The organism is Jannaschia sp. L-14R (assembly GCF_056857695.1).
Window position 1 is genome coordinate 1 of record NZ_JBSXNP010000011.1, and the last position, 19,629, is coordinate 19,629.

General features: G+C 64.5%; 19 protein-coding genes. 11 read left to right on the top strand and 8 right to left on the bottom strand.

All coding sequences use genetic code 11. The features are described 5' to 3' along the window. Positions 1-343: 343 nt before the first annotated feature. Together pnp and rpsO are read right to left on the bottom strand one after the other, a co-directional pair. Positions 344-2,476, bottom strand: a complete 2,133-nt coding sequence (gene pnp / locus AC13C2_RS12600) for a polyribonucleotide nucleotidyltransferase (protein WP_482887606.1) — start codon at positions 2,474-2,476, stop codon at positions 344-346. A 270-nt stretch (positions 2,477-2,746) separates the two neighbouring features. Beyond that, positions 2,747-3,016 (bottom strand): 30S ribosomal protein S15, encoded by a 270-nt coding sequence (gene rpsO / locus AC13C2_RS12605; protein WP_092643522.1) that lies wholly within the window; start codon positions 3,014-3,016, stop codon positions 2,747-2,749. 233 nt (positions 3,017-3,249) lie between these two features. Here rpsO and AC13C2_RS12610 point away from each other — a divergent pair, with 233 nt between their 5' ends. Both AC13C2_RS12610 and AC13C2_RS12615 read left to right on the top strand, forming a co-directional pair. After that, positions 3,250-4,323, top strand: coding sequence for a calcium-binding protein (locus tag AC13C2_RS12610; RefSeq protein ID WP_482887017.1), 1,074 nt, complete (start codon positions 3,250-3,252; stop codon positions 4,321-4,323). A 218-nt stretch (positions 4,324-4,541) separates the two neighbouring features. Further along, a complete protein-coding gene (locus AC13C2_RS12615) occupies positions 4,542-5,717 on the top strand; it encodes a calcium-binding protein (RefSeq protein ID WP_482887018.1) in 1,176 nt (391 codons plus the stop codon). Between the two features lie 65 nt (positions 5,718-5,782). Here AC13C2_RS12615 and AC13C2_RS12620 read toward each other — a convergent pair whose 3' ends face one another. The 5 genes from AC13C2_RS12620 to rbfA form a co-directional block, all read right to left on the bottom strand. Further along, the gene (locus AC13C2_RS12620; protein WP_482887019.1) at positions 5,783-6,655 is read right to left on the bottom strand and encodes an alpha/beta fold hydrolase; all 873 of its coding nucleotides are present in this window, start codon (positions 6,653-6,655) and stop codon (positions 5,783-5,785) included. After that, positions 6,652-7,185, bottom strand: coding sequence for a DUF1643 domain-containing protein (locus AC13C2_RS12625; RefSeq protein ID WP_482887020.1), 534 nt, complete (start codon positions 7,183-7,185; stop codon positions 6,652-6,654). The genes AC13C2_RS12620 and AC13C2_RS12625 overlap by 4 nt, the downstream gene beginning before the upstream one ends. 84 nt (positions 7,186-7,269) lie before the next feature. Next, on the bottom strand, positions 7,270-8,169 hold the full coding sequence (gene truB / locus AC13C2_RS12630) for a tRNA pseudouridine(55) synthase TruB (RefSeq protein ID WP_092760588.1): 900 nt from the start codon (positions 8,167-8,169) through the stop codon (positions 7,270-7,272). 1 nt (position 8,170) lies between these two features. Continuing rightward, positions 8,171-8,890, bottom strand: coding sequence for a phosphodiester glycosidase family protein (locus AC13C2_RS12635; protein ID WP_482887021.1), 720 nt, complete (start codon positions 8,888-8,890; stop codon positions 8,171-8,173). Between the two features lie 8 nt (positions 8,891-8,898). Beyond that, complete coding sequence (rbfA, locus tag AC13C2_RS12640) at positions 8,899-9,321, bottom strand: 30S ribosome-binding factor RbfA (protein WP_482887022.1); 423 nt, start codon at positions 9,319-9,321, stop codon at positions 8,899-8,901. A 111-nt stretch (positions 9,322-9,432) separates the two neighbouring features. Here rbfA and dapB point away from each other — a divergent pair, with 111 nt between their 5' ends. Next, the gene (gene dapB / locus AC13C2_RS12645; RefSeq protein WP_482887023.1) at positions 9,433-10,242 is read left to right on the top strand and encodes a 4-hydroxy-tetrahydrodipicolinate reductase; all 810 of its coding nucleotides are present in this window, start codon (positions 9,433-9,435) and stop codon (positions 10,240-10,242) included. A gap of 12 nt (positions 10,243-10,254) precedes the next feature. Then, positions 10,255-10,629: a dihydrodipicolinate reductase gene (locus AC13C2_RS12650; RefSeq protein WP_482887024.1), complete on the top strand. Its 375-nt coding sequence runs from the start codon at positions 10,255-10,257 to the stop codon at positions 10,627-10,629. On the opposite strand, the gene AC13C2_RS12655 is transcribed toward AC13C2_RS12650, so the two are convergent. Beyond that, positions 10,626-10,904, bottom strand: a complete 279-nt coding sequence (locus AC13C2_RS12655; RefSeq protein WP_482887025.1) for a DUF1674 domain-containing protein — start codon at positions 10,902-10,904, stop codon at positions 10,626-10,628. The two genes, AC13C2_RS12650 and AC13C2_RS12655, sit on opposite strands and share 4 nt — an antisense overlap. Positions 10,905-11,037: 133 nt before the next feature. Here AC13C2_RS12655 and AC13C2_RS12660 point away from each other — a divergent pair, with 133 nt between their 5' ends. From AC13C2_RS12660 to AC13C2_RS12690, 7 genes are all read left to right on the top strand, one after another. After that, entirely contained in the window at positions 11,038-12,324 is a 1,287-nt protein-coding gene (locus AC13C2_RS12660) for an RsmB/NOP family class I SAM-dependent RNA methyltransferase (RefSeq protein ID WP_482887026.1), read from the top strand. 67 nt (positions 12,325-12,391) lie between these two features. Then, positions 12,392-14,110: a heparinase II/III family protein gene (locus AC13C2_RS12665; RefSeq protein WP_482887027.1), complete on the top strand. Its 1,719-nt coding sequence runs from the start codon at positions 12,392-12,394 to the stop codon at positions 14,108-14,110. Positions 14,111-14,131: 21 nt separating this feature from the next. Beyond that, complete coding sequence (gene purH / locus AC13C2_RS12670; protein ID WP_482887028.1) at positions 14,132-15,718, top strand: bifunctional phosphoribosylaminoimidazolecarboxamide formyltransferase/IMP cyclohydrolase; 1,587 nt, start codon at positions 14,132-14,134, stop codon at positions 15,716-15,718. Beyond that, on the top strand, positions 15,718-16,185 hold the full coding sequence (gene lspA / locus AC13C2_RS12675; protein WP_092760576.1) for a signal peptidase II: 468 nt from the start codon (positions 15,718-15,720) through the stop codon (positions 16,183-16,185). Before purH ends, lspA begins: the two co-directional genes overlap by 1 nt. Positions 16,186-16,219: 34 nt before the next feature. After that, a complete protein-coding gene (locus tag AC13C2_RS12680; protein WP_482887029.1) occupies positions 16,220-16,756 on the top strand; it encodes a DUF3035 domain-containing protein in 537 nt (178 codons plus the stop codon). 176 nt (positions 16,757-16,932) lie between these two features. Beyond that, positions 16,933-18,294 carry a M16 family metallopeptidase gene (locus tag AC13C2_RS12685; RefSeq protein ID WP_245737505.1) on the top strand — a complete coding sequence of 454 codons (1,362 nt, stop codon included), beginning with the start codon at positions 16,933-16,935 and terminating at the stop codon, positions 18,292-18,294. Continuing rightward, on the top strand, positions 18,291-19,601 hold the full coding sequence (locus AC13C2_RS12690; RefSeq protein ID WP_424337733.1) for a M16 family metallopeptidase: 1,311 nt from the start codon (positions 18,291-18,293) through the stop codon (positions 19,599-19,601). The genes AC13C2_RS12685 and AC13C2_RS12690 overlap by 4 nt, the downstream gene beginning before the upstream one ends. The last annotated feature ends 28 nt before the right edge of the window (positions 19,602-19,629 follow it).

Below are 19,629 nucleotides of genomic sequence, written 5' to 3' on the forward strand. Positions count from 1 at the left end.
GTGGACAGGTTATCGAGGATGACAACGGTGCCGGGTTCGAGTTCGGGGACCGGTTGTGTTTCGATGTCAGTGTCGAATGCCGGACCGTTCATAACCCCGGCGATGACCCAGGGCGCGATCCAGGGTGCGACCCAGAGCACGCTGCAGCGATGACAGTTTCACCTGAACCCTTTCGGTTTCGGACAGCGCTGTGGCCAACTCCTTCAGCGTGATGTCCGGCTCCGCACACACGATATCCACGACTCCACGAGACAACCGAGGTGAGAAGCCAGCTTGCCGAACCTCCAACGAGAAAGGCCCCGGCATGCCGCCGGGGCCTATCGCATTGCCGGAATGTTCCGCCTTATTCGGCGTCTTCGCTCGCCTGCTCTTCACCGGTTTCCTGATTGACCATCTTCATGGCCAAACGGACCTTGCCACGATCGTCGAAGCCCAGCAGCTTGACCCAGACGTCCTGTCCTTCTTTCAGAACATCGGACGGATGGTTCAGGCGGCGGTTGTCGATCTGGCTGACGTGGACAAGGCCGTCCCGCTTGCCGAAGAAGTTCACGAAGGCACCGAAGTCGACAATCTTCACGACCTTGCCCTTGTAGACCTTGCCCTCTTCCGGCTCGGCTACGATCGAGTGGATCATATCGTAGGCCTTCTGGATGGCCTCGCCGTTGGCGGACGCGATCTTGATCGTTCCGTCATCCTGGATATCGACCTTGGCGCCCGACATCTCGACGATCTCGCGGATGACCTTGCCCCCCGATCCGATGACTTCCCGGATCTTGTCCGTCGGGATCTGCATCGTTTCGATGCGCGGGGCATGGGCCGAAAACTCGGTCCGGCCTGCGGTCAGCGCCTTGGCCATTTCGCCAAGGATGTGGATCCGGCCTGCCTTGGCCTGCTCCAAAGCCTTTTCCATGATCGCGGGCGTAATTCCGGCAATCTTGATGTCCATCTGGAGAGAGGTGATACCCGCTTCGGTGCCCGCGACCTTGAAGTCCATGTCGCCGAGGTGATCCTCGTCGCCAAGAATGTCGGTCAGGACGGCGAACTCACCATCCTCTTCCATCACCAGACCCATGGCCACACCGGCGACAGGTGCTTTCAGCGGAACGCCCGCGTCCATCATCGACAGCGAACCGCCGCAGACTGACGCCATCGAGGAGGAGCCGTTGGATTCCGTGATCTCGGACACCAGACGAATGGTATAGGGGAAGTCCGTCGCCGACGGCAGAACCGCCTGAAGCGCACGCCAAGCCAACTTGCCGTGGCCGATTTCGCGACGCCCCGGAGGGCCGAAGCGACCGACTTCGCCAACCGAATAGGGAGGGAAGTTGTAATGCAGCAGGAAGTTGGATTTGAAATTGCCGTGCAACGCGTCGATGAACTGCTCATCATCGCCGGTGCCCAGCGTGGTCACGACCAAGCCTTGCGTCTCGCCACGGGTAAACAGGGCGGACCCATGCGTCCGGGGCAGCAGGCCAACTTCGGATTCGATGGCGCGCACGGTGTCGAGGGCGCGCCCGTCGATCCGCTTGCCGTTCTTGACGACATCGCCGCGCAGAACCGCCGATTCCAGCTTCTTCAGCGCGGTACCGAGGTTCGGATCGTCCAGTTGCTCGTCCGTCAGGGTCGCCTTGATGGCATCCTTGGCGGCGGAAACGGCAGACGTCCGCTCCTGCTTGTCGGTGATCGCATAGGCGGCACGCATCTGGTCTTCACCGGCGGCTTTGACCGCAGCGAACAGGTCCGAATAATCGGGAGCCTGGAAATTGAACGGCTCCTTCGCGGCGGATTCCGCCAGATCGATGATCAGGTCCAGAACCGGCTGCATCTGTTCGTGACCGAACTTCACGGCGCCCAGCATCTCGGCTTCCGACATCTCGTAGGCTTCGGATTCGACCATCATCACGGCATCTTTGGTGCCGGCCACCACAAGGTCGAGACGCTGCTCGGGGTTGTTCTTGAGATCCTGCATGTCGTCGACCGACGGGTTCAGGATGTAGTCGCCATCGACGAAACCGACGCGGGCACCGGCGATCGGGCCCATGAAGGGCGCGCCGGAAATCGTCAGTGCGGCGGAGGCGGCGATCATGGCGACGATGTCCGGGTCGTTTTCCAGATCGTGCGACAGCACGGTGCAGATCACGAGGACTTCGTTCTTGAAGCCCGGTACGAACAGCGGGCGCAGCGGACGGTCGATGAGGCGCGATGTCAGCGTCTCTTTCTCGGTCGGGCGCGCTTCACGCTTGAAGAAGCCACCGGGGACCTTGCCCGCGGCATAGTATTTTTCATTGTAGTGAACGGTCAGCGGGAAGAAGTCCTGTCCGGGCTTCTGCGCCTTGGCATAGGTGACGGCGGCCATCACGGACGTCTCGCCGTAGGTGGCGATGACGCTGCCGTCAGCCTGACGCGCGACCTTGCCGGTTTCGAGCGTCAGGGTGTCATGACCCCACTCGATCTCTTTTTTAACGATGTTGAACATTTCGTATCCTGTCTGACGCCCGCTGGCCCCTGCCAGTGCGTCGTTGAATGGCGGCCCCATTGCCGCCGACCCCTGTCATCGTTTCATGCGCCGGGATCGAAGCGTCACGTCTCAGATGGAGGGCGTGTAGCGGAGTTGCGCGCGGTTGGGAAGGCGGTAGAAGACTGCATCTTGTCGCGCAGAGAAACGATATATCCGGCGGCCGTTTGCAAGACGCAAAAAGGGCCGCACCCTCTCGGGGCGGCCCTTTGGAATTCGATCAGGCGCAGGTCAGCGGCGGATGCCAAGACGCTTGATCAGATCCTGATAGCGTTCTTCGCTTTTGCCGCGTGCATAATCCAGCAACTTGCGGCGCTGCGCGACCATCATCAGAAGACCACGACGCGAGTGGTTGTCCTTCTTGTGGGTCTTGAAGTGCTCGGTCAGGGTGGTGATGCGGCTTGTCAGGATCGCGATCTGCACTTCGGGCGAACCGGTGTCGCCTTCCTTGGTCGCGAATTCCTTGATCAGGCGGTTCTTCTCTTCGACGGTAATCGACATCGGGGGCTCCTTGAGGTTTGAGGAATGGCGCAGGCCGGGATGTCGTCCAGCAAGGCCCTTGGAGAAGGGCGCGCATACACGGTGTCGCCCGATATGAAAAGCCCAGGGCACAACATCGCGGGCGTTAATGTTTTGATTACGGTCGGGAGGGTAGAACCGGGGGCGCCATGACGGAACGAACCGGGAACCGGGGTGCAGTTTCCACGGCCATGCGACGTTCACGAGGTGATACGATGTTTCTTCTTGCAGGTCTGGTCGGACTGTTCGTGTCCGGCATGATGGTCGCGATGCCGTTCCCTGACGAATCGTCGGAAGCGGACGACGCCACCGATGCCGACGCGGAGGAAACCTCGGAAGAAGCCTCGGGCGGCAGCCTTCTGGATATGCTCGGGAACGGGGAAACCACTTCGCCCGCTGCCACGCTTCAAGATGTCGGAGCCGACACGGACGCCATTTCCGCCCTACCTGCCATACCTATCGGTGAACTCGATGAAATCGTGCCGGATGCCCCGCCCCGCGATCAGATCGCCGGCGATCACCTGACCGACGGGATGGCCGGGTCGTCAGCCGGGCCAATCCAACCTTACGGTGATGCAATGCTTGGCAACGGGTCGGCCGACGACATGACCGGCGGCGGCGGCAACGACCTGATCATGGGGAACGGTGGCGACGATCGTATCGATGGCGGAAGCGGTCGTGACGGGCTGCATGGCGGTGACGGCAATGATGTCCTGTCCGGCGGAAGCGGTTCGGATCAGCTGCACGGCGATGGCGGAGACGACACCCTGCACGGCGATACGGGCGACGATCTTCTGTCGGGCGGTGACGGAGACGACCTGATTGACGGTGGCGACGGCAACGACCGCCTGTTCGGCGGGGAGGGCCGCGATACGCTTGCGGGTGGTGCGGGCGATGACCTGCTGGACGGGTCGGTCCTCGACAGTGACACTGGCCTGGACCGCGACACCGGCGACAGGCTGCTGGGCGGTGAAGGGAACGATACCCTTGCCGGCAGCAACGGCGATACTCTGGTGGGCGGCCCCGGCGAGGATCTCTATCTGTTCCGCGCCGCGTCGGTGGCGCAATTCGGAACAGGCGGGGCGCTGGACGATGCCCCTATGATCGAGGATTTCGATCCGGTGGAAGATGCCATTGAAATAATGTTCGAGGGCGACGGCATCCCGGTTCTCAGGATTGTCCCGAATGGGACTGAAACGCACATCGAGGTGGACGATGTGATCGTCGCACGTTTGGCCGGAACACCTGACCTGAGTCTGGACCACATTCAGTTGGTTCAAACCGGGTGAGGCAGGTTGGCAATATACCACCCATACGTTCGTCGCCCTAAACGATTGGAACAATGGATGCTCGTCGCGTCAATTGTTGCGATATTTGAATAAGAGCCTATTTTAAAACATATTTCTTCACCTTGAGCGCCACATTTTGCCTGTGTCTCCCCTATTTCGCCACTTATGGTATCTGCCGGGGCATGCAGGGCATGCCTGGTTTTTTCTGGGGGTTTGCCATGACGGGTCTGCTAGCACTTGCCGGGCTTCTGTTGATCGGAAGCATTTTTACACTATCCGACGATGACGAGTCCGATCCGTCCTCAGGCAGCAGCGGTGACGGTAACAATAACGCCGACGATGGCGATGTTCTGATCGGAACGAACGGCAATGATATCCTTGTCGGCGCGGCGGGAAATGATTCGATCACTGGAGGCGACGGCAATGACGACCTTTCGGGATTCGGCGGCGACGACCTGATTACGGGCGACAATGGCGACGACACGATCCGCGGCGGCACTGGCGCGGATGCGGTATTCGGCCTGGACGGCAGCGATCTCATGTATGGCGGCGACGGCGACGACTCGCTTGAAGGCGGTGCGGGCTCCGACGCGCTTCGCGGGAACGATGGTCTCGACACGCTGATCGGCGGCGAAGGCGATGACTTTCTGGATGGAGGTGCCGACAACGATTCCCTCAACGGCGGCACGGGCGACGACGACCTGCACGGCAAAGGCGGCAATGACATCCTTCTGGGCGATGCAGGCAATGACAGCCTTGCAGGCGGCTTCGGAAGCGATCTGCTGGCGGGTGAGAGCGGCGCGGACCGTCTCGACGGTGAAGGCGGTAACGACATCCTTCTGGGTGGCGATGACGACGACATTCTGAACGGCGGACGCGGCAACGACCTGTTGATCGGGGGATCCGGCGAAGACACTTTGCTGGGCGGCATCGGGGACGACATCCTTGACGGGACATTCTCGGACGGTGATCGGTTCGGTCCACTGGATCAGGACGACCCCGACAGCCTTGACGGTGGGTCGGGGGACGATCTGATTGTGGTGGGCGCGGGTGACACCGCGAGTGGCGGGCCGGGTGCGGATACCTTTGGCATCGGGACGTATATCGGGGCAGGCACTCCCGCTGTCATCACCGATTTCGATGCGACCAGCGACGGCATCGAGGTTTTCTACGATGTCGACGCGGGTCCCGCGCCGGTCGTGACCGTTACCGATTTTGCCGATGGCACCGGCGCATTGATCCTGCTCGACGGTATCGAAGTAGCGCGGGTGACCGGGGCACAGGGACTGGACCCCGACGTCATCATTCTGTCCGAAGCCGATCTGAACGTAGATCCGGTCGTCTTGGCGGCACAGGCATCTGCCGCACCGATGACATCCAACGTCGCCGCCTGAGCGATGCAGGCCTCCGATCCGACGCCCCGCGCCTTCGGGCGCGCGGCCATTCCGGGCCGGATGACCTAATCGAAAAAGGCGTCCAGGGCGGCCGCGACCTGCTGCGGCGCCTCTTCCATCGCGAAATGGCCTGATGGGACGGGGCTGTCGATGACCCGATCTGCCCAGTCGCGCCAGATCGCCGCCGGGTCGCCCGTCGACGCCGGAAAGCCGTGTTGCGCCCAGAGAAACAGCATCGGTGCCGCGATCTTGCGGCCCGCCGCACGATCAGCGGCATCTATGCCACGATCGGTGTGAAACCCCGCGCGGTAGTCCGCGCACATGGCTGTCAAACGCTCAGGATCGGCAGCCTGCGCACGGTAACTTGTAATGGCTTCGGCCTCGAACGGGGCGAGCGATCGGGTCAGCGTCCAGGCGGACAGGGTCCAATCGAGCCAGAACGTCGGATCGGCGCCAATCAGGCGTTCGGGAAACGGTGCGGGCTGCGCCAGCATGTTCCAGTGATACGCCTTCTGGGCAAGATCGGCGGACCAAGCGTCCCAGAAGGCGACGGTCGGAATGACTTCGAGGATGGCAAGCCGGTTCAGGCGGTCAGGATGATCGAGGGCGAAGCGATAGGCAACGCGTGCGCCCCGGTCGTGGCCCGCCACGTCGGCACGATCAAGACCCAGGGCATCCAGCACGGCGACCAGATCGCGGGCCATCCGTCGCTTGGAATAAACGGTATGATCTGCATCGTCGGCGGGGGCGTCGCTGTCGCCGTAGCCCCGAAGATCGGGCAGAATGCACCGCCGCGTCGCAGCCAGCACTGGCACCACCGGCAACCAGCACCGATGGTTCTGCGGAAAACCATGCAGCAGGACGAGCGGCGGACCGGACCCGATTTCGCGCACGGCGATCCGGGTGCCGTCGTCGGCCAGAATATCGTGATGCGTCATCTGCAATTCATCTCTCCGGTCGGCATCCAGGGGGCGGGCTGAACGGCGTAGCCGATATAGAGGGGATGCTTCGGATGCCCTGCCTTCGACAGGCCCAGCGTTGTCAGGGGTCGAGCTGTCGCGCGCAGCAGGGTTTCGACCGCGGCGCCCCGGTCCAGATGTGCGCCGTGCGTGCCCCAGGCGCAGACCGTCACGTCGGCCCAGAGCGCGGCGTCGCGGATGGCGTCGTCGTTGGCAGGCCCCCCCACCGGGTCTGCCTGTGCGCGCATGTCGCGGGGGTCAGTGGCGCGATAGGCGAAGATGTTCGTCACCCTGAACGCGCCGTAACCCAGCGCGCGCGCCCGGCGCTCACAACGTTCTACGGTCGGATCGTTCGACAGTTCGGTCGCGGTCGAGGGGTTCAGCATGACGAATGCGATCCGCCCGCCGGATGCGTCCCAGGTGCGGATCAGATCGTAGCGATAGCGCTCGTCATCGGAATAGGTCGCGGTGGAGAGCGCATCGCCCTTGATGTGCGTTCGGGTAATCATGTCCGGTGGATGCCAGCCCCGGACCGGCCCTGGCAAGGGGGCATCATGCGGCCCGTGACGCAGGGCCATGCCCGACGCGATGATTCAGGTCTGAAATACCCTGGACGGATGGATCGTCCCGGCACGATAGGTGCCCACAGCGACCGCCTGCCCCAGATGCGATGCCCAGCAAGTCTCGCCATATTCCGCGCCCTGCAAGACATCACCCGGATTGCCATGGCGCAGTCGGGTGGCGGCAGTCTCGGACACCGGCAATTCGGTCATCCCCTGCAGGGCAAGTTCCAAGGGGCGCAGGCGCGCGTGCAACTCCGGTGTGCGGGCCAGCGTTTCGACGTCTGAAAGCGACACGGCATCCTCGGCTGTGAACGGCCCGGACCATGTGCGGCGCAACCATGCGACATGACCCAGACACCCAAGGGCGCGACCCAGATCACGGGCGATGGCGCGCACATAGCCACCCTTGCCGCATACCATTTCCAGTTCCGCACCATCCGCATCCTGCGCGATCACGTCGAGCCGGTCGACGAAAAGCTCCCGCGCGGCAAGATCCATTTCGATGCCTTCACGGGCAAGGTCATAGGCGCGTTCGCCGTCGACCTTCACGGCAGAGACCTGCGGCGGCACCTGCATGATCGGGCCGCGAAAGGCGTCCAGCGCGGCTTCAAGAGCGGCGGCATCATGGCGGCAGTCTGACGTCTGCATGACACTGCCAGACGCATCGTCCGTCGTCGTCTCGGCCCCCCATGTGACACGGAAGCGGTAGCATTTCAACGCATCGGTCACGAAGGGCACCGTCTTGGTCGCCTCCCCCAGCGCCACCGCCAGCACACCTGTGGCGTCGGGGTCGAGCGTTCCGGCATGGCCCGCCTTCTGCGCGTCCAGGGCCCAGCGGACTTTGCCCACCACCTGCGTCGACGTGACACCCGCAGGTTTGTCGACGATCAGCCAGCCGTGGACCGGGTTGCCCTTTTTGCGACGTCCCACCTCAGCGCTCCGTCACGACGACGATGGGGCCCATCTGTCGGCCCGGATCGGCCCGCTTTAGCGCTGGGGCATACAGGCGCGAGACTGACCCATCCAAAAACAGGGCATTCCGCACACCCAGCACATCCCGATACAAGGTCGCCATCTGGTAAAATGTCACCGGCTGATCCGAGATGACGAAATAGGCGATCTTGCCGTCGGGGGTCGCGCCGACGCCGTTGCGGATTTTCGATGACGGGCTGTCGGGCAGAAACCGGGGGTGCAGCGCACCATCAATCACCAGCATCGGACCGGACTGCGTGGCTTGACGGCAGGCCGGGGGATCGGCGGCGAAAGCACGGGATTCGATCACATCGGCCCGCCCGTCGCGGACACAGAGCACACCGTTGGGCAGCAGTCCGAAATTGCCGGGGCCGGCGCGCGTCACGATAGGCCTGATCGTCGTGCCCTCTTCGATATACAGGCCCACCGGGCGGCGATCGGCGTGATACATGCCCGCGTTCATTGCAAATATGACCGACGCGTCAGTGGCCTGTTCCAGCGCCACGAAGCTGCCCAATGGCATGCCGTCTGACCGGTTCAGACGCAGCGCGATGTTCTGCGTGGTCAGGTCAGCGGTGCAGACGGTAAAGCTGCGGTCCCGGTGCGTGACCTGTTCGCAGGCCTGCGCCGCCGTCGCGGCAAACAGCATCCCTGCCAGCAAACCTGCGGCACGGGCCATTCCGTATCTCATTCCTCGTCGTCCGTATCGTCACGCGGCGCGGCCACATCCCGCTGGACCTTTTCATCGGCGAACAGGGCGCGGGTGGCGTCCATCCTGTCAAACGTCTCATCGATGCGAAATCGCAGATCGGGCGAATGGCGCAGGGTCATGTCCTTGCCGACCGCATGGCGCAGCGCGCCCTTGCAGCGTTTGAGCGCGGCAATCGCCTCGTCCTTCTTTTCGCCACCCAGCGGCAGCACCCAGGCCGTCGCGATCTTCAGGTCGCCGCTGACCGTCACCTCGTTCACGCTGATCATCAGGCTGTTGAGTTCCTCGTCATGGATCTCGCCGCGCAAAAGAATTTCGGACATTTTCCGGCGGATCAGTTCGCCGACCCGCAACTGGCGCTGCGACGGTCCACGGGGTTGGTCGGTGCGGGATATTGCCATGGCGGATACCTCCTGAATTGGTGGCAGATATTTGCGGAGGGAGCCATGTGCAAGCGTTGCATGGCGCGCCCGGTTCCCGCAGACAGGTCCGCGAACAGGCAGGAGGTCGCGATGGACGCGCCGGGCATAGTGGTAATGGGCGGTTCTGGCCGCATGGGTCGGATGCTGTGCGATCTGATCCTGACGTCGGACGACATGCACCTGGCGGGCGTGACCGAGGCACCGGGCCACGCCTGGGCCGGACAGGATCTGGGGACCGCGACAGGCGGGGCACCGAACGGGGTGCCGGTCACGGATGACCCGATTTCGGTCGTAGCACGAGCGCAGGCTGTGATCGATTTCACGACACCCGCGGCCACTGTCGCCATGGCGGACCTGTGCGCGCAGGTCGGGACTGTCCATGTCATCGGCACGACCGGGCTGTCGGCGGATGACATTGCCGCGCTGGATCGCGCCGCACAGACCGCGACCATTATTCGCGCGGGGAATATGTCACTGGGCGTGAACCTGCTGACGCAACTGGTGCGGCAGGTCGCGGCCTCGCTGGACGACGACTACGACATCGAAGTGATCGAAGCGCACCATCGCCACAAGGTCGATGCGCCATCCGGCACGGCCCTGATGCTTGGCGAAGCGGCGGCAGAAGGTCGAGGTGTGTCGTTGGACGACGTGTCCGACCGGGGCCGCGATGGCATCACCGGGGCTCGCGAACGCGGGGCCATCGGCTTCCACGCGATCCGGGGCGGCGATATCGTGGGCGAACACGATGTCGTCTTCGCCGCCGACGGGGAACGGATCGTCCTGCGCCACGTCGCCTCGGATCGGTCGGTATTCGCGCGCGGGGCGCTGAAGGCAGCGCTCTGGGGTCAGGGCAAACCACCGGGGTCGTATGACATGCTGGACGTTCTGGGTATGCGTTGACGAAATCGCGCTATGTCCTTCGGCACATCCATGCCCGAGGTTTCCATGCGCGTCCTTCTGATCCTCCTCCTCGTCCTGCCGCTGCCTGCTGCCGCGTTCGAAGCGGTGACAAGCCGCGAAGATTTCGTCGCGCTGGTAGTCGGCAAACGTCTGACCGGAGATGGCGTCGGCCTGCGGGTTACCCCCGACGGCGCGATCACCGGGCGCGGATTCGGGTTCAAGGTCACGGGGACATGGCAATGGCGAGACGGACTGTTCTGCCGGACACTGACGTCCGCGATCCGCGATTTTCCCCTGAACTGTCAGACGGTCGCGGTGCAGGGCGACGTCATCCGGTTTCGGGCCGACCGGGGAACCGGAGACACGGCCGATCTGCGGTTGCGTTAAAAATCGATGGCGAGGCCTTTCAGCTCCCAGTCGCCGTAACGCACCGGCTCCGGTCCATTGCGTCCCCCCAGTTCCGGCGGCAGCTTCAGATCGCCGTCACGACGGGCCTCGGCCTCCTCCAGCGCTCTGCGGGCCACATCGGGCAGCGCGGCACGGCGCGCGGCTTCGGCCTCTGCCGACAGGGGTGTCAGGTCGATACCCCGGTCACGCGGCGTCGTCGGGCAGGCGGGTGCATTGGGCGCGGCCTGTGGCAGGTCATCGGGATCGACGGACATCCGCGGTGGTTCAGCGCGCTGTTCTGAACGCTGCGATTCGGGACTGGTGCTGTTCGCGGTCATCGGACGCTCCTTGCCGGGGGTACCAATTGGATATACGTCGCGGGTCTTCCCGTGCAAGGACCCCCGCCCCATGAAGGACATGCCCGAAAGCCTCGCCGCGCGCACCGGCGCGATCCTCCTGCTGGCACATGTCCTGCGCGAAGGCCGGATGCTGGGCGACAGGGCCTCGGGGCTGGACGGTCCAGCGGCGGCCCGCGCGCTGCGGCTGGCCGGGCTGGTGCTGCGCCACATGGGCCGGGCCGACGCGCTTCTGAAAGACAAGATGGCGCGGCAACCCGCCGCCAAGATCCGCGATATTCTGCGGCTGGCTCTGGTCGAGATTTTCGAGGACGGAGCCGCACCGCATGGCGTGGTCAATGACGCCGTTGCCATGGCGCGGATGTCGCCGCGCACCTACAAGCAGGCAGGTCTGGTCAATGCCGTGTTGCGTAGCCTGTCCGAAGACCGCAGCGCGTGGGACGCCCTGCCCGCCCCGGCTCTGCCCGCCTGGCTGCGCAAACCGCTGGCCAAGGCGTGGTCCCGCCCCCGGCTGGAGGCGATCGAGGCGGCGCATCTGACTGGCGCGCCGCTGGACCTGACGCCCAAGGGCGACATCCCGGAAGACCGTCAGATCGAAGGCGCCGTGACCCTTTCGACCGGATCGCTACGGCTGTCAGGCGGGCAGGTGTCCACTCTGCCAGGCTTTGCCGAGGGCGACTGGTGGGTGCAGGACGCCGCCGCCGCCATGCCCGCCCGCCTGTTGGGCGATGTCGCGGGACTGCGGGTGCTGGACCTGTGTGCCGCACCGGGCGGCAAGACGATGCAGCTGGCCGCGGCGGGCGCGCAGGTGACTGCGCTGGACATCTCGGGCAAGCGGCTCCGGCGGGTTCATGCCAATCTGACGCGCACCGGCCTGAGCGCCGAAGTGGTCGAGGCCGACGCCTTCGCATGGCAACCCGACGCGCCTTTCGATGCGGTCCTGCTGGACGCCCCTTGCACGGCCACCGGCACGATCCGCCGCCATCCTGACCTGCCGCATTTGCGCGAATCCCGCGATGTGGAGACCTTGACCCAGCTGCAATATCGACTGCTGGACCGGGCGCTGACCTTCGTGAAACCGGGTGGACGGCTGGTCTTCTGCACCTGTTCGCTGTTGCCGGTCGAAGGCGAACATCAGATTTCCGCAGCTTTGAAACGGCACGATGGTCTGACCGTCGACGCCCTTGACCCCGAAGCATTCGGCCTGCCGCCCGAAGCCGCCTCGGCCCACGGGCTACGCCTTCTGCCCGACCTCTGGCCGCAGATCGGCGGGATGGACGGGTTTTACATGGCGGTGCTGCGCCGCCCATCCGGGGACGCGCCGTTACCTGCCGCGTGACAGGACGGCCCAACGCGCGTATCTTGCGCGCCAAGGGGCCGGGACAGGCCCGCAACGGGCAGGACCGATGACGGGGCACACGCTGATCGACCGATGGCGCACCGGCTGGCGCGTGGCCATGGCGCGCCCGCCCAAGGGCGCGCGTTCCCTTGTGTGGCAACCCGAACCACGAGGCACCGGATCGGCGCGGCGCGGCCAGCAAATCCTGTCGGGGCTGTGGCACCTGGCTGGACAGCTGGTCGAGGCACCGGGCACCAGTCCCTGGGATCTGACCGCGCCATCCACACCGTTCGAAATGCAGCTGCATGGCCAGGGCTGGCTGGACGACGTCATGGCCGCAGGCGGGCGCACGGCACGTCTGGCGGCGCAGGCCTGGGTCGTTGGCTGGGCGCGGCGCTTCGGCGGTGGCAGGGGGCCCGGCTGGGACCCGACCCTGACGGGACGGCGGCTGCTGCGCCAGATCAGCCATGCACCCGCCTTGCTGCGCGGTATGGAAGCGCGGGACCAGACGGTATTTTTCGACATGCTCTATCGGCAGGCGGCATATCTGCGCGCGCACTGGCAGATCGCCCCCGCGGGTCTGCCGCGGATGGAAGCGTTGACCGGGCTTCTCTATGCCGGATTGACCCTGGAAGGGATGGTCGGATTGTCGGCGGCGACGGCACAGGCGCTTGCGCAGGCGGTCCGGGACGATGTGGACGAACAGGGCGGCATCGCGTCCCGCAACCCCGAAGCGCTTCTGGAAGTCGCGATGCTGCTGGGCTGGTCGATCGACGCCTTGCGGGTTCTGGGAGATGTGCCCGCCCCGCTTATGGCGGCGCAGGCCCGGATCGTTCCGACCCTGCGCGCCCTGCGCCATGCCGACGGTGGCCTTGCCCGGTTCCACGGCGGCGGACGCGGGCGGCCCGGACGACTGGACCGTGTTCTGGTCACCTCGGGCATCAGGTCACGCAACGACAGCGGTCTGGCGATGGGCTTCGTGCCGGTGGGCCATGGGCGTACGTCGCTGATTGCCGATGCCGCAGCCCCGCCCACCGGGGAAGCCAGCGGATCGGCCCATGCCTCGACCCTCGCGTTCGAACTGACCAGCGGCAATTGCCCGGTGATCGTCAACTGCGGTCCCGGCGGGTCGTTCGGGCCGGACTGGCACCGCGCCGGTCGCGCCACGGCATCGCATTCGACGCTGGAAATCACCGGCTGGTCGTCGTCGCGCGTCGGCCCGCTGATGCCGCAGGGCGGACGCCAGATCGCGCCGCTGATCCAGACGCCGACGCGCGTCCAATGGCAACGCAGCGCTTCGCGGCGGGCCTCGACCGTGATCCTGTCGCAAAACGGCTATGCCGAAAGTCACGGGCTGACGCATCTGCGCCGTCTCGTCCTGTCGACGGACGGGCGCGTTCTGGAGGGCGAAGACAGCCTGCGCGCCATGACCGGGGCCGACAAGGAGGTCTTCGAGGACAAGCTGGCCGAGGTCGACCCTCGCGGTATCCCGTTCAGCCTGCGCTTCCATCTGCACCCGGATACCGAGGCCGAGATCGACATGGGCGGGCGGGCCGTGTCGCTGACCCTGCCGTCGGGCGAAGTCTGGGTATTCCGGCCGGGGCGCGAGATCTCGATGATGCTGGAGGCATCGGTGCATCTGGATCAGGGACGTCTAAAACCGCGCCCGGCGCAACAGGTGGTTTTATCCGACCGGCTGGTGGCCTATGCCGCGACCATCGACTGGACCCTGACTCGCGCGCAAGAGGCGACGGACTTGCCGCCGTCTCCCGCCGAGGAGGTCTGATGACCCAAGGATTGAAATGCCATGACCGCAACCGCCCTGTCTGCCGTGCCACTGAAGCGCGCCCTGATCTCCGTGTCCGACAAATCCGGACTTCTCGACCTCGGGCAGGCTTTGTCCGCCCGCGGAGTGGAGCTTGTGTCGACAGGAGGGTCCGCCAAGGCGCTGCGCGATGCCGGGCTGACAGTACGGGATGTAGCTGAAATGACGGGCTTCCCCGAAATGATGGACGGGCGGGTCAAGACCCTGCATCCGGCGGTCCACGGCGGATTGCTGGCGCTGCGCGACAACCCGGAACATGTGGCTGCGATGGAGGCACATGGCATAGATGCGATCGACCTGCTGGTGGTGAACCTCTATCCGTTCGAGGCAACGGTGGCCTCGGGTGCGGATGACGCCGCCTGCATCGAGAACATCGATATCGGCGGGCCTGCCATGATCCGGGCCGGGGCCAAGAACCAGGCCTTTACCTGCGTCATCACCGACCCCGAGGATTACGCCCCCCTTCTGGCCGAACTCGATGCCAACGACGGCGCGACCACCCTGCCGTTCCGCCAGCGACAGTCGTCCATCGCCTATGGCCGGACCGCCGCTTATGATGCTGCCGTCTCGACCTGGATGGCCCGCTTCGAGCAGACGCCCCGCCGCATCGCCGCAAGTGCCCGTCTGGCCCAGACGTTGCGCTACGGCGAGAATCCGCACCAGAGCGCGTCATTCTATGTCGATGGATCCGGTCGCCCCGGTGTCGCCACCGCAACGCAGCATCAGGGCAAGGCGCTGTCGTACAACAATATCAATGACACCGATGCCGCTGTTGAACTGGTCTCCGAATTCGACGGACCCACAGTGGCAATCGTCAAACATGCCAATCCCTGCGGTGTGGCGACGGGTGCGACGCTGGCAGAGGCATACACCCGTGCCTTCGATTGTGACCGCACGTCGGCGTTCGGAGGCATTGTCGCGCTCAACGGCACGCTGGACGAAGCGACGGCGGCCGCGATTGCCGAGATTTTCACAGAAGTCGTCATCGCTCCGGCCGCGACCGACGCCGCGATCGAGGTGTTCAGGCGCAAGAAGAACCTGCGCCTGTTGACGACCGGCACCCTGCCCGACCCGCGCACCGCGAGCCGGGCGATGAAACAGGTCGCCGGGGGTTGGCTGGTGCAGGACAAGGACGCGGGCCATATCGAGCTTGCCGATCTGAAAATCGTGACCAGACTGGCCCCCACAGACGACCAGTTGGCCGATCTGTTGTTTGCCTGGAACGTTGCCAAACATGTCAAGTCGAACGCGATCATCTATGCCAGGGCGGGGGCGACAGTCGGCATCGGAGCGGGCCAGATGAGCCGCGTCGACAGCAGCCGCATCGCGGCGCGCAAGGCGCTCGACGTGGCCGAGGTGCTGGGCCAGCCGCAATCGGCGGCGGTCGGGTCGGTCGTCGCATCGGACGCCTTCTTCCCCTTTGCCGACGGTTTGCTGGCCGCAGCCGAGGCGGGCGCGACTGCCGTGATCCAACCGGGCGGCTCGATGCGAGACGACGAGGTGATCGCCGCTGCCGATGAGGCCGGGCTGGCAATGGTGTTCACCGGCATGCGGCACTTTCGTCACTGATGCGCGCGCTGTATCTCTCCGCCCTCGCCGCCCTTGGCATCGACCAGATGTCAAAGGTGATCGTCGTCCATCTGATGGACCTCAAAACAGTGTTGAGCATCCCCGTCGCCCCGCCATACCTGGTTTTCCGCATGGGCTGGAACGAGGGTATCAACTTCGGGCTGCTGTCGGGCGCCGGGGCCCGTTGGCTGCTGATTGCGGTGGCCGTGATCGTGTCGGGGCTGTTGATCCGCTGGGCACGGAACTTCCAGCGTCCGATGGCCTTCGTCTCCGCGGGGCTGGTCGTCGGCGGCGCCATGGCGAACGTACTGGATCGACTGATCTATGGAGCGGTCGCGGATTTGCTGAATATGTCATGCTGTGGGATCGAAAACCCCTATGCGTTCAACCTGGCGGATGTGTTCATTTTCGCAGGCGCGGTGGGCCTGATCTTCTGGGCGGACGATAAGACGGCAAAGACCCCGTGACGCGGGGCGGGGCTTGGGTTAGGAACGTGGCGGAATGATGAGACGGAGAACGGCTGCGATGATCGGACGGCTGGCATTGGCGGGACTTCTGGCACTGACCGTATCGGCGTGCGAGCGGGACAATCCGAAACTGTTCAACATCCGCAAGGCGGACCGGACGCCGGACGAGTTCTCGATCCTGCCCACCCGTCCGCTTGAAACCCCCCCGGATCTGGCCGTGCTGCCGACGCCTACGCCGGGCGGCGGCAATCGCAGCGACCGCCTGCCCGAGGCCGAAGCCATCGCAGCGCTTGGTGGCAATCCGAACGGTGGCACCGCGGCCGATCGTGCCCTGATCGGCACCGCGGGCCGGTACGGCGTCGACCCGGCAATCCGGGGCCAACTGGCCGTTGAAGACCTGGACTTCCGCCGTGCGAACGACGGTCGACTTCTGGAACGGGTGTTCAACGTGAATGTCTATTTCAAGGCCTACGAATCCCAGTCGCTGGACCAATATGCCGAGCTGTATCGCCTCCGCCGCGCCGGTGTACGCACCGTCGCCGCACCACCCGATCCCGCGACCGTCCAATAAAACAGGGCAATCGCCAAAGGGTCGATCTCCGCACGCGTCCCCGACCGGAGATCGTGACGCGCAGCGCGTGCGGCCTGACCCCGCAGATCACAGAACCGTCAAACCCGGCCCCTTTGCTTTCCCGCGTCTGCCTGACTATCTGCCGTTGACTGTAACGCCTTCCGGAGGTTCCGCCCTTGCGCGTTCCCAGCCTTGTCGCCGCCCTTGTCGCCGTGCCGCTTGTCCTTGCTTCGCCCGTGTCGGCGCAGGCAGTGGACGACAGCGTCACCACCTTCACGCTCGCCAATGGCATGAAGGCCATCGTAATCGAGGATAACCGCGCCGAAGTCGTGGTGCACATGGTCTGGTACAATGTCGGAGCTGCGGACGAGCCGCCGGGCAAGTCGGGCATCGCGCATTTTCTGGAACATCTGATGTTCAAGGGCACCGACGACCTTGCCCCCGGCGAATTCAGCGAGGTGGTCGCGGCACAGGGCGGGTCCGACAATGCCTTCACCTCGGACGATTACACCGGATATTTCCAGCGCGTCGCCTCGGACAGGCTGGAGTTGATGATGACGATGGAAGCGGATCGGATGCGCGATCTGGTCCTCGACTCCGAAGACATGCTGACCGAACGGAATGTCGTTCTGGAGGAGCGCGCACAGCGCACCGACAGCGACCCCGGCGCACTGTTCAGCGAAATGCGCGGTGCGGCGCAGTATCTGAACCATCCCTACCGCATTCCGATCATCGGCTGGAAACATGAGGTCGAAAAACTGACGCTGGACGATGCGCTGGATTTCTATCGCACCTATTACGCCCCCAACAATGCGACGCTGGTCGTCGCCGGTGACGTCGACCCCGTCGAAGTGCAGGCGCTGGCCGAGAAATATTATGGCCCGCTGGAACCCACCCCCGGACTGGGGCCGCGCGAACGTCCGTCCGAGCCGCCGCAACTGGCTCCCCGGCGCATCACTTTCACCGACGGACGTGTGTCGAATCCCTATGTCCTGCGCACCTATCTGGCCCCCGAACGCGATGCGGGCGACCAGACCGAGGCCGCCGCGCTGACCCTTCTGGCCGCCGTGCTGGGCGGGTCGTCGGCCACGTCGATCATGGGCCGCACTCTGGAACAGGACGAGGGCACGGCGCTTTATACCTCCGCGTTCTATTCCGGGCTGAAATACGACGACACGACCTTCGGCCTGATCGTCGTGCCGACACCCGACCGCACGCTGCCCGAGGCCGAGGCCGACATGGACCGGATGATTGCCAGAATTCTGGAAGACGGCGTCGATCCAGCGCAATTGGCGCGCATCAAGTCACAGGCCCGCGCCGCGTCAATCTACGACCTCGACAGTCTGCAAGGCCGTGCCCGCCAATTCGGAGCCGCCGTTACCAGCGGGCTGACCGTGCAGGACGTTCTGGACTGGCCCGACATCATCGACGGAGTGACCGAAGACGATATTCTGGCCGCTGCGAAACGCGTCTTCGACCTGAATTATTCGGTGACCGGATATCTGACCAAGCCCGACCCTGCGGAGGCCACGCAATGATTCGCCTGATCTGCACCCTTGTTGCCGTCCTGATGCCGCTCAAGGCGCTGGCGATCGAAATTCAGGAAGTGACGTCGCCGGGCGGCATCACCGCATGGCTGGTCGAGGAAGACTCGATTCCGTTCACCGCCCTCGATATCCGCTTCAGCGGCGGCGCGAACGAAGAACCGTTGAACCAGCGCGGCGTGACCTATCTCATGATGGGACTGCTGGAGGAAGGGTCCGCAGACCTGGACAGTCAGGGCTTTGCCGAAGCCGCCGAAACGCTGGCTGCGCGGATGTCCTTCGATGCCAACAACGATAGCGTATCCGTCGGCATCAGCTTCCTGACCGAAAACCGCGACGCCAGCATTGCCCTTTTGCGGGATGCGCTGACCGACCCGACCTTCGATCAGGCGGCTGTGGAGCGGGTGCGCGACCAAGTGCTGGCTGGCCTGGCCGCCGCCGCCCGCGACCCGCAGGAAATCGCGTCCAAGACTTTCGCGGGTCTCAGCTTTCCCGGCCACCCCTACGGCATGCCACTGGAAGGCACGCCCGAAACTGTGTCGGCGTTGACCATAGCGGATCTTCGCGCGGCGCATGCCCGTGCCCTGACCCGCGACCAGGTTCAGGTCGGCGTTACCGGCGATATCACCGCCGAGGAACTTGGCCCGCTTCTGGACACGCTGCTGGGGGGGTTGCCCGCGACCGGCGACGAACCTGCCCCGATGGTGAAAACCATGCTGGACGGGGGGGTGACGGTGATGGATTTTCCATCTCCTCAATCGGTGGTCCTGTTCGGCCAGGACGGCATTGCCTTCGAAGACCCGGATTACTTTGCGGCCTTCGTCCTGAACCATATTCTAGGGGGATCGGGGTTTGCTTCGCGGCTGATGACCGAAGTGCGTGAAAAGCGCGGACTGACCTATGGTATCGGCACGTATCTTGCCCCGCGCGATCTGACCAACCAGATCCTCGGGCAGTTTTCATCGTCAAACGACAAGGCCGCCGAAGCGATCGAAATCGTGCGCACGGTCTGGAAGGAAGTCTCTGAAGGAGGTGTCACGCAGGAGCAGCTTGATGCCGCGAAGACCTATCTTACCGGGGCATATCCGCTGCGCTTCGACGGCAATTCCCGGATCGCCAGCATCCTTGTTGGAATGCAGGCGACCGGGTTGCCCATCGATTATATCATCGATCGCAACGATAAGATCGACGCCGTGACTCTGGAAGACGTGCGCCGCGTCGCCGCCCGCATCCTCAAACCCGAAGCGCTGCATTTTGTCGTTGTCGGGCAGCCCGAGGGGCTGACGACCGGCAGCTTCTGACCTTTCAGAATCGCGTACGCCCATGCTA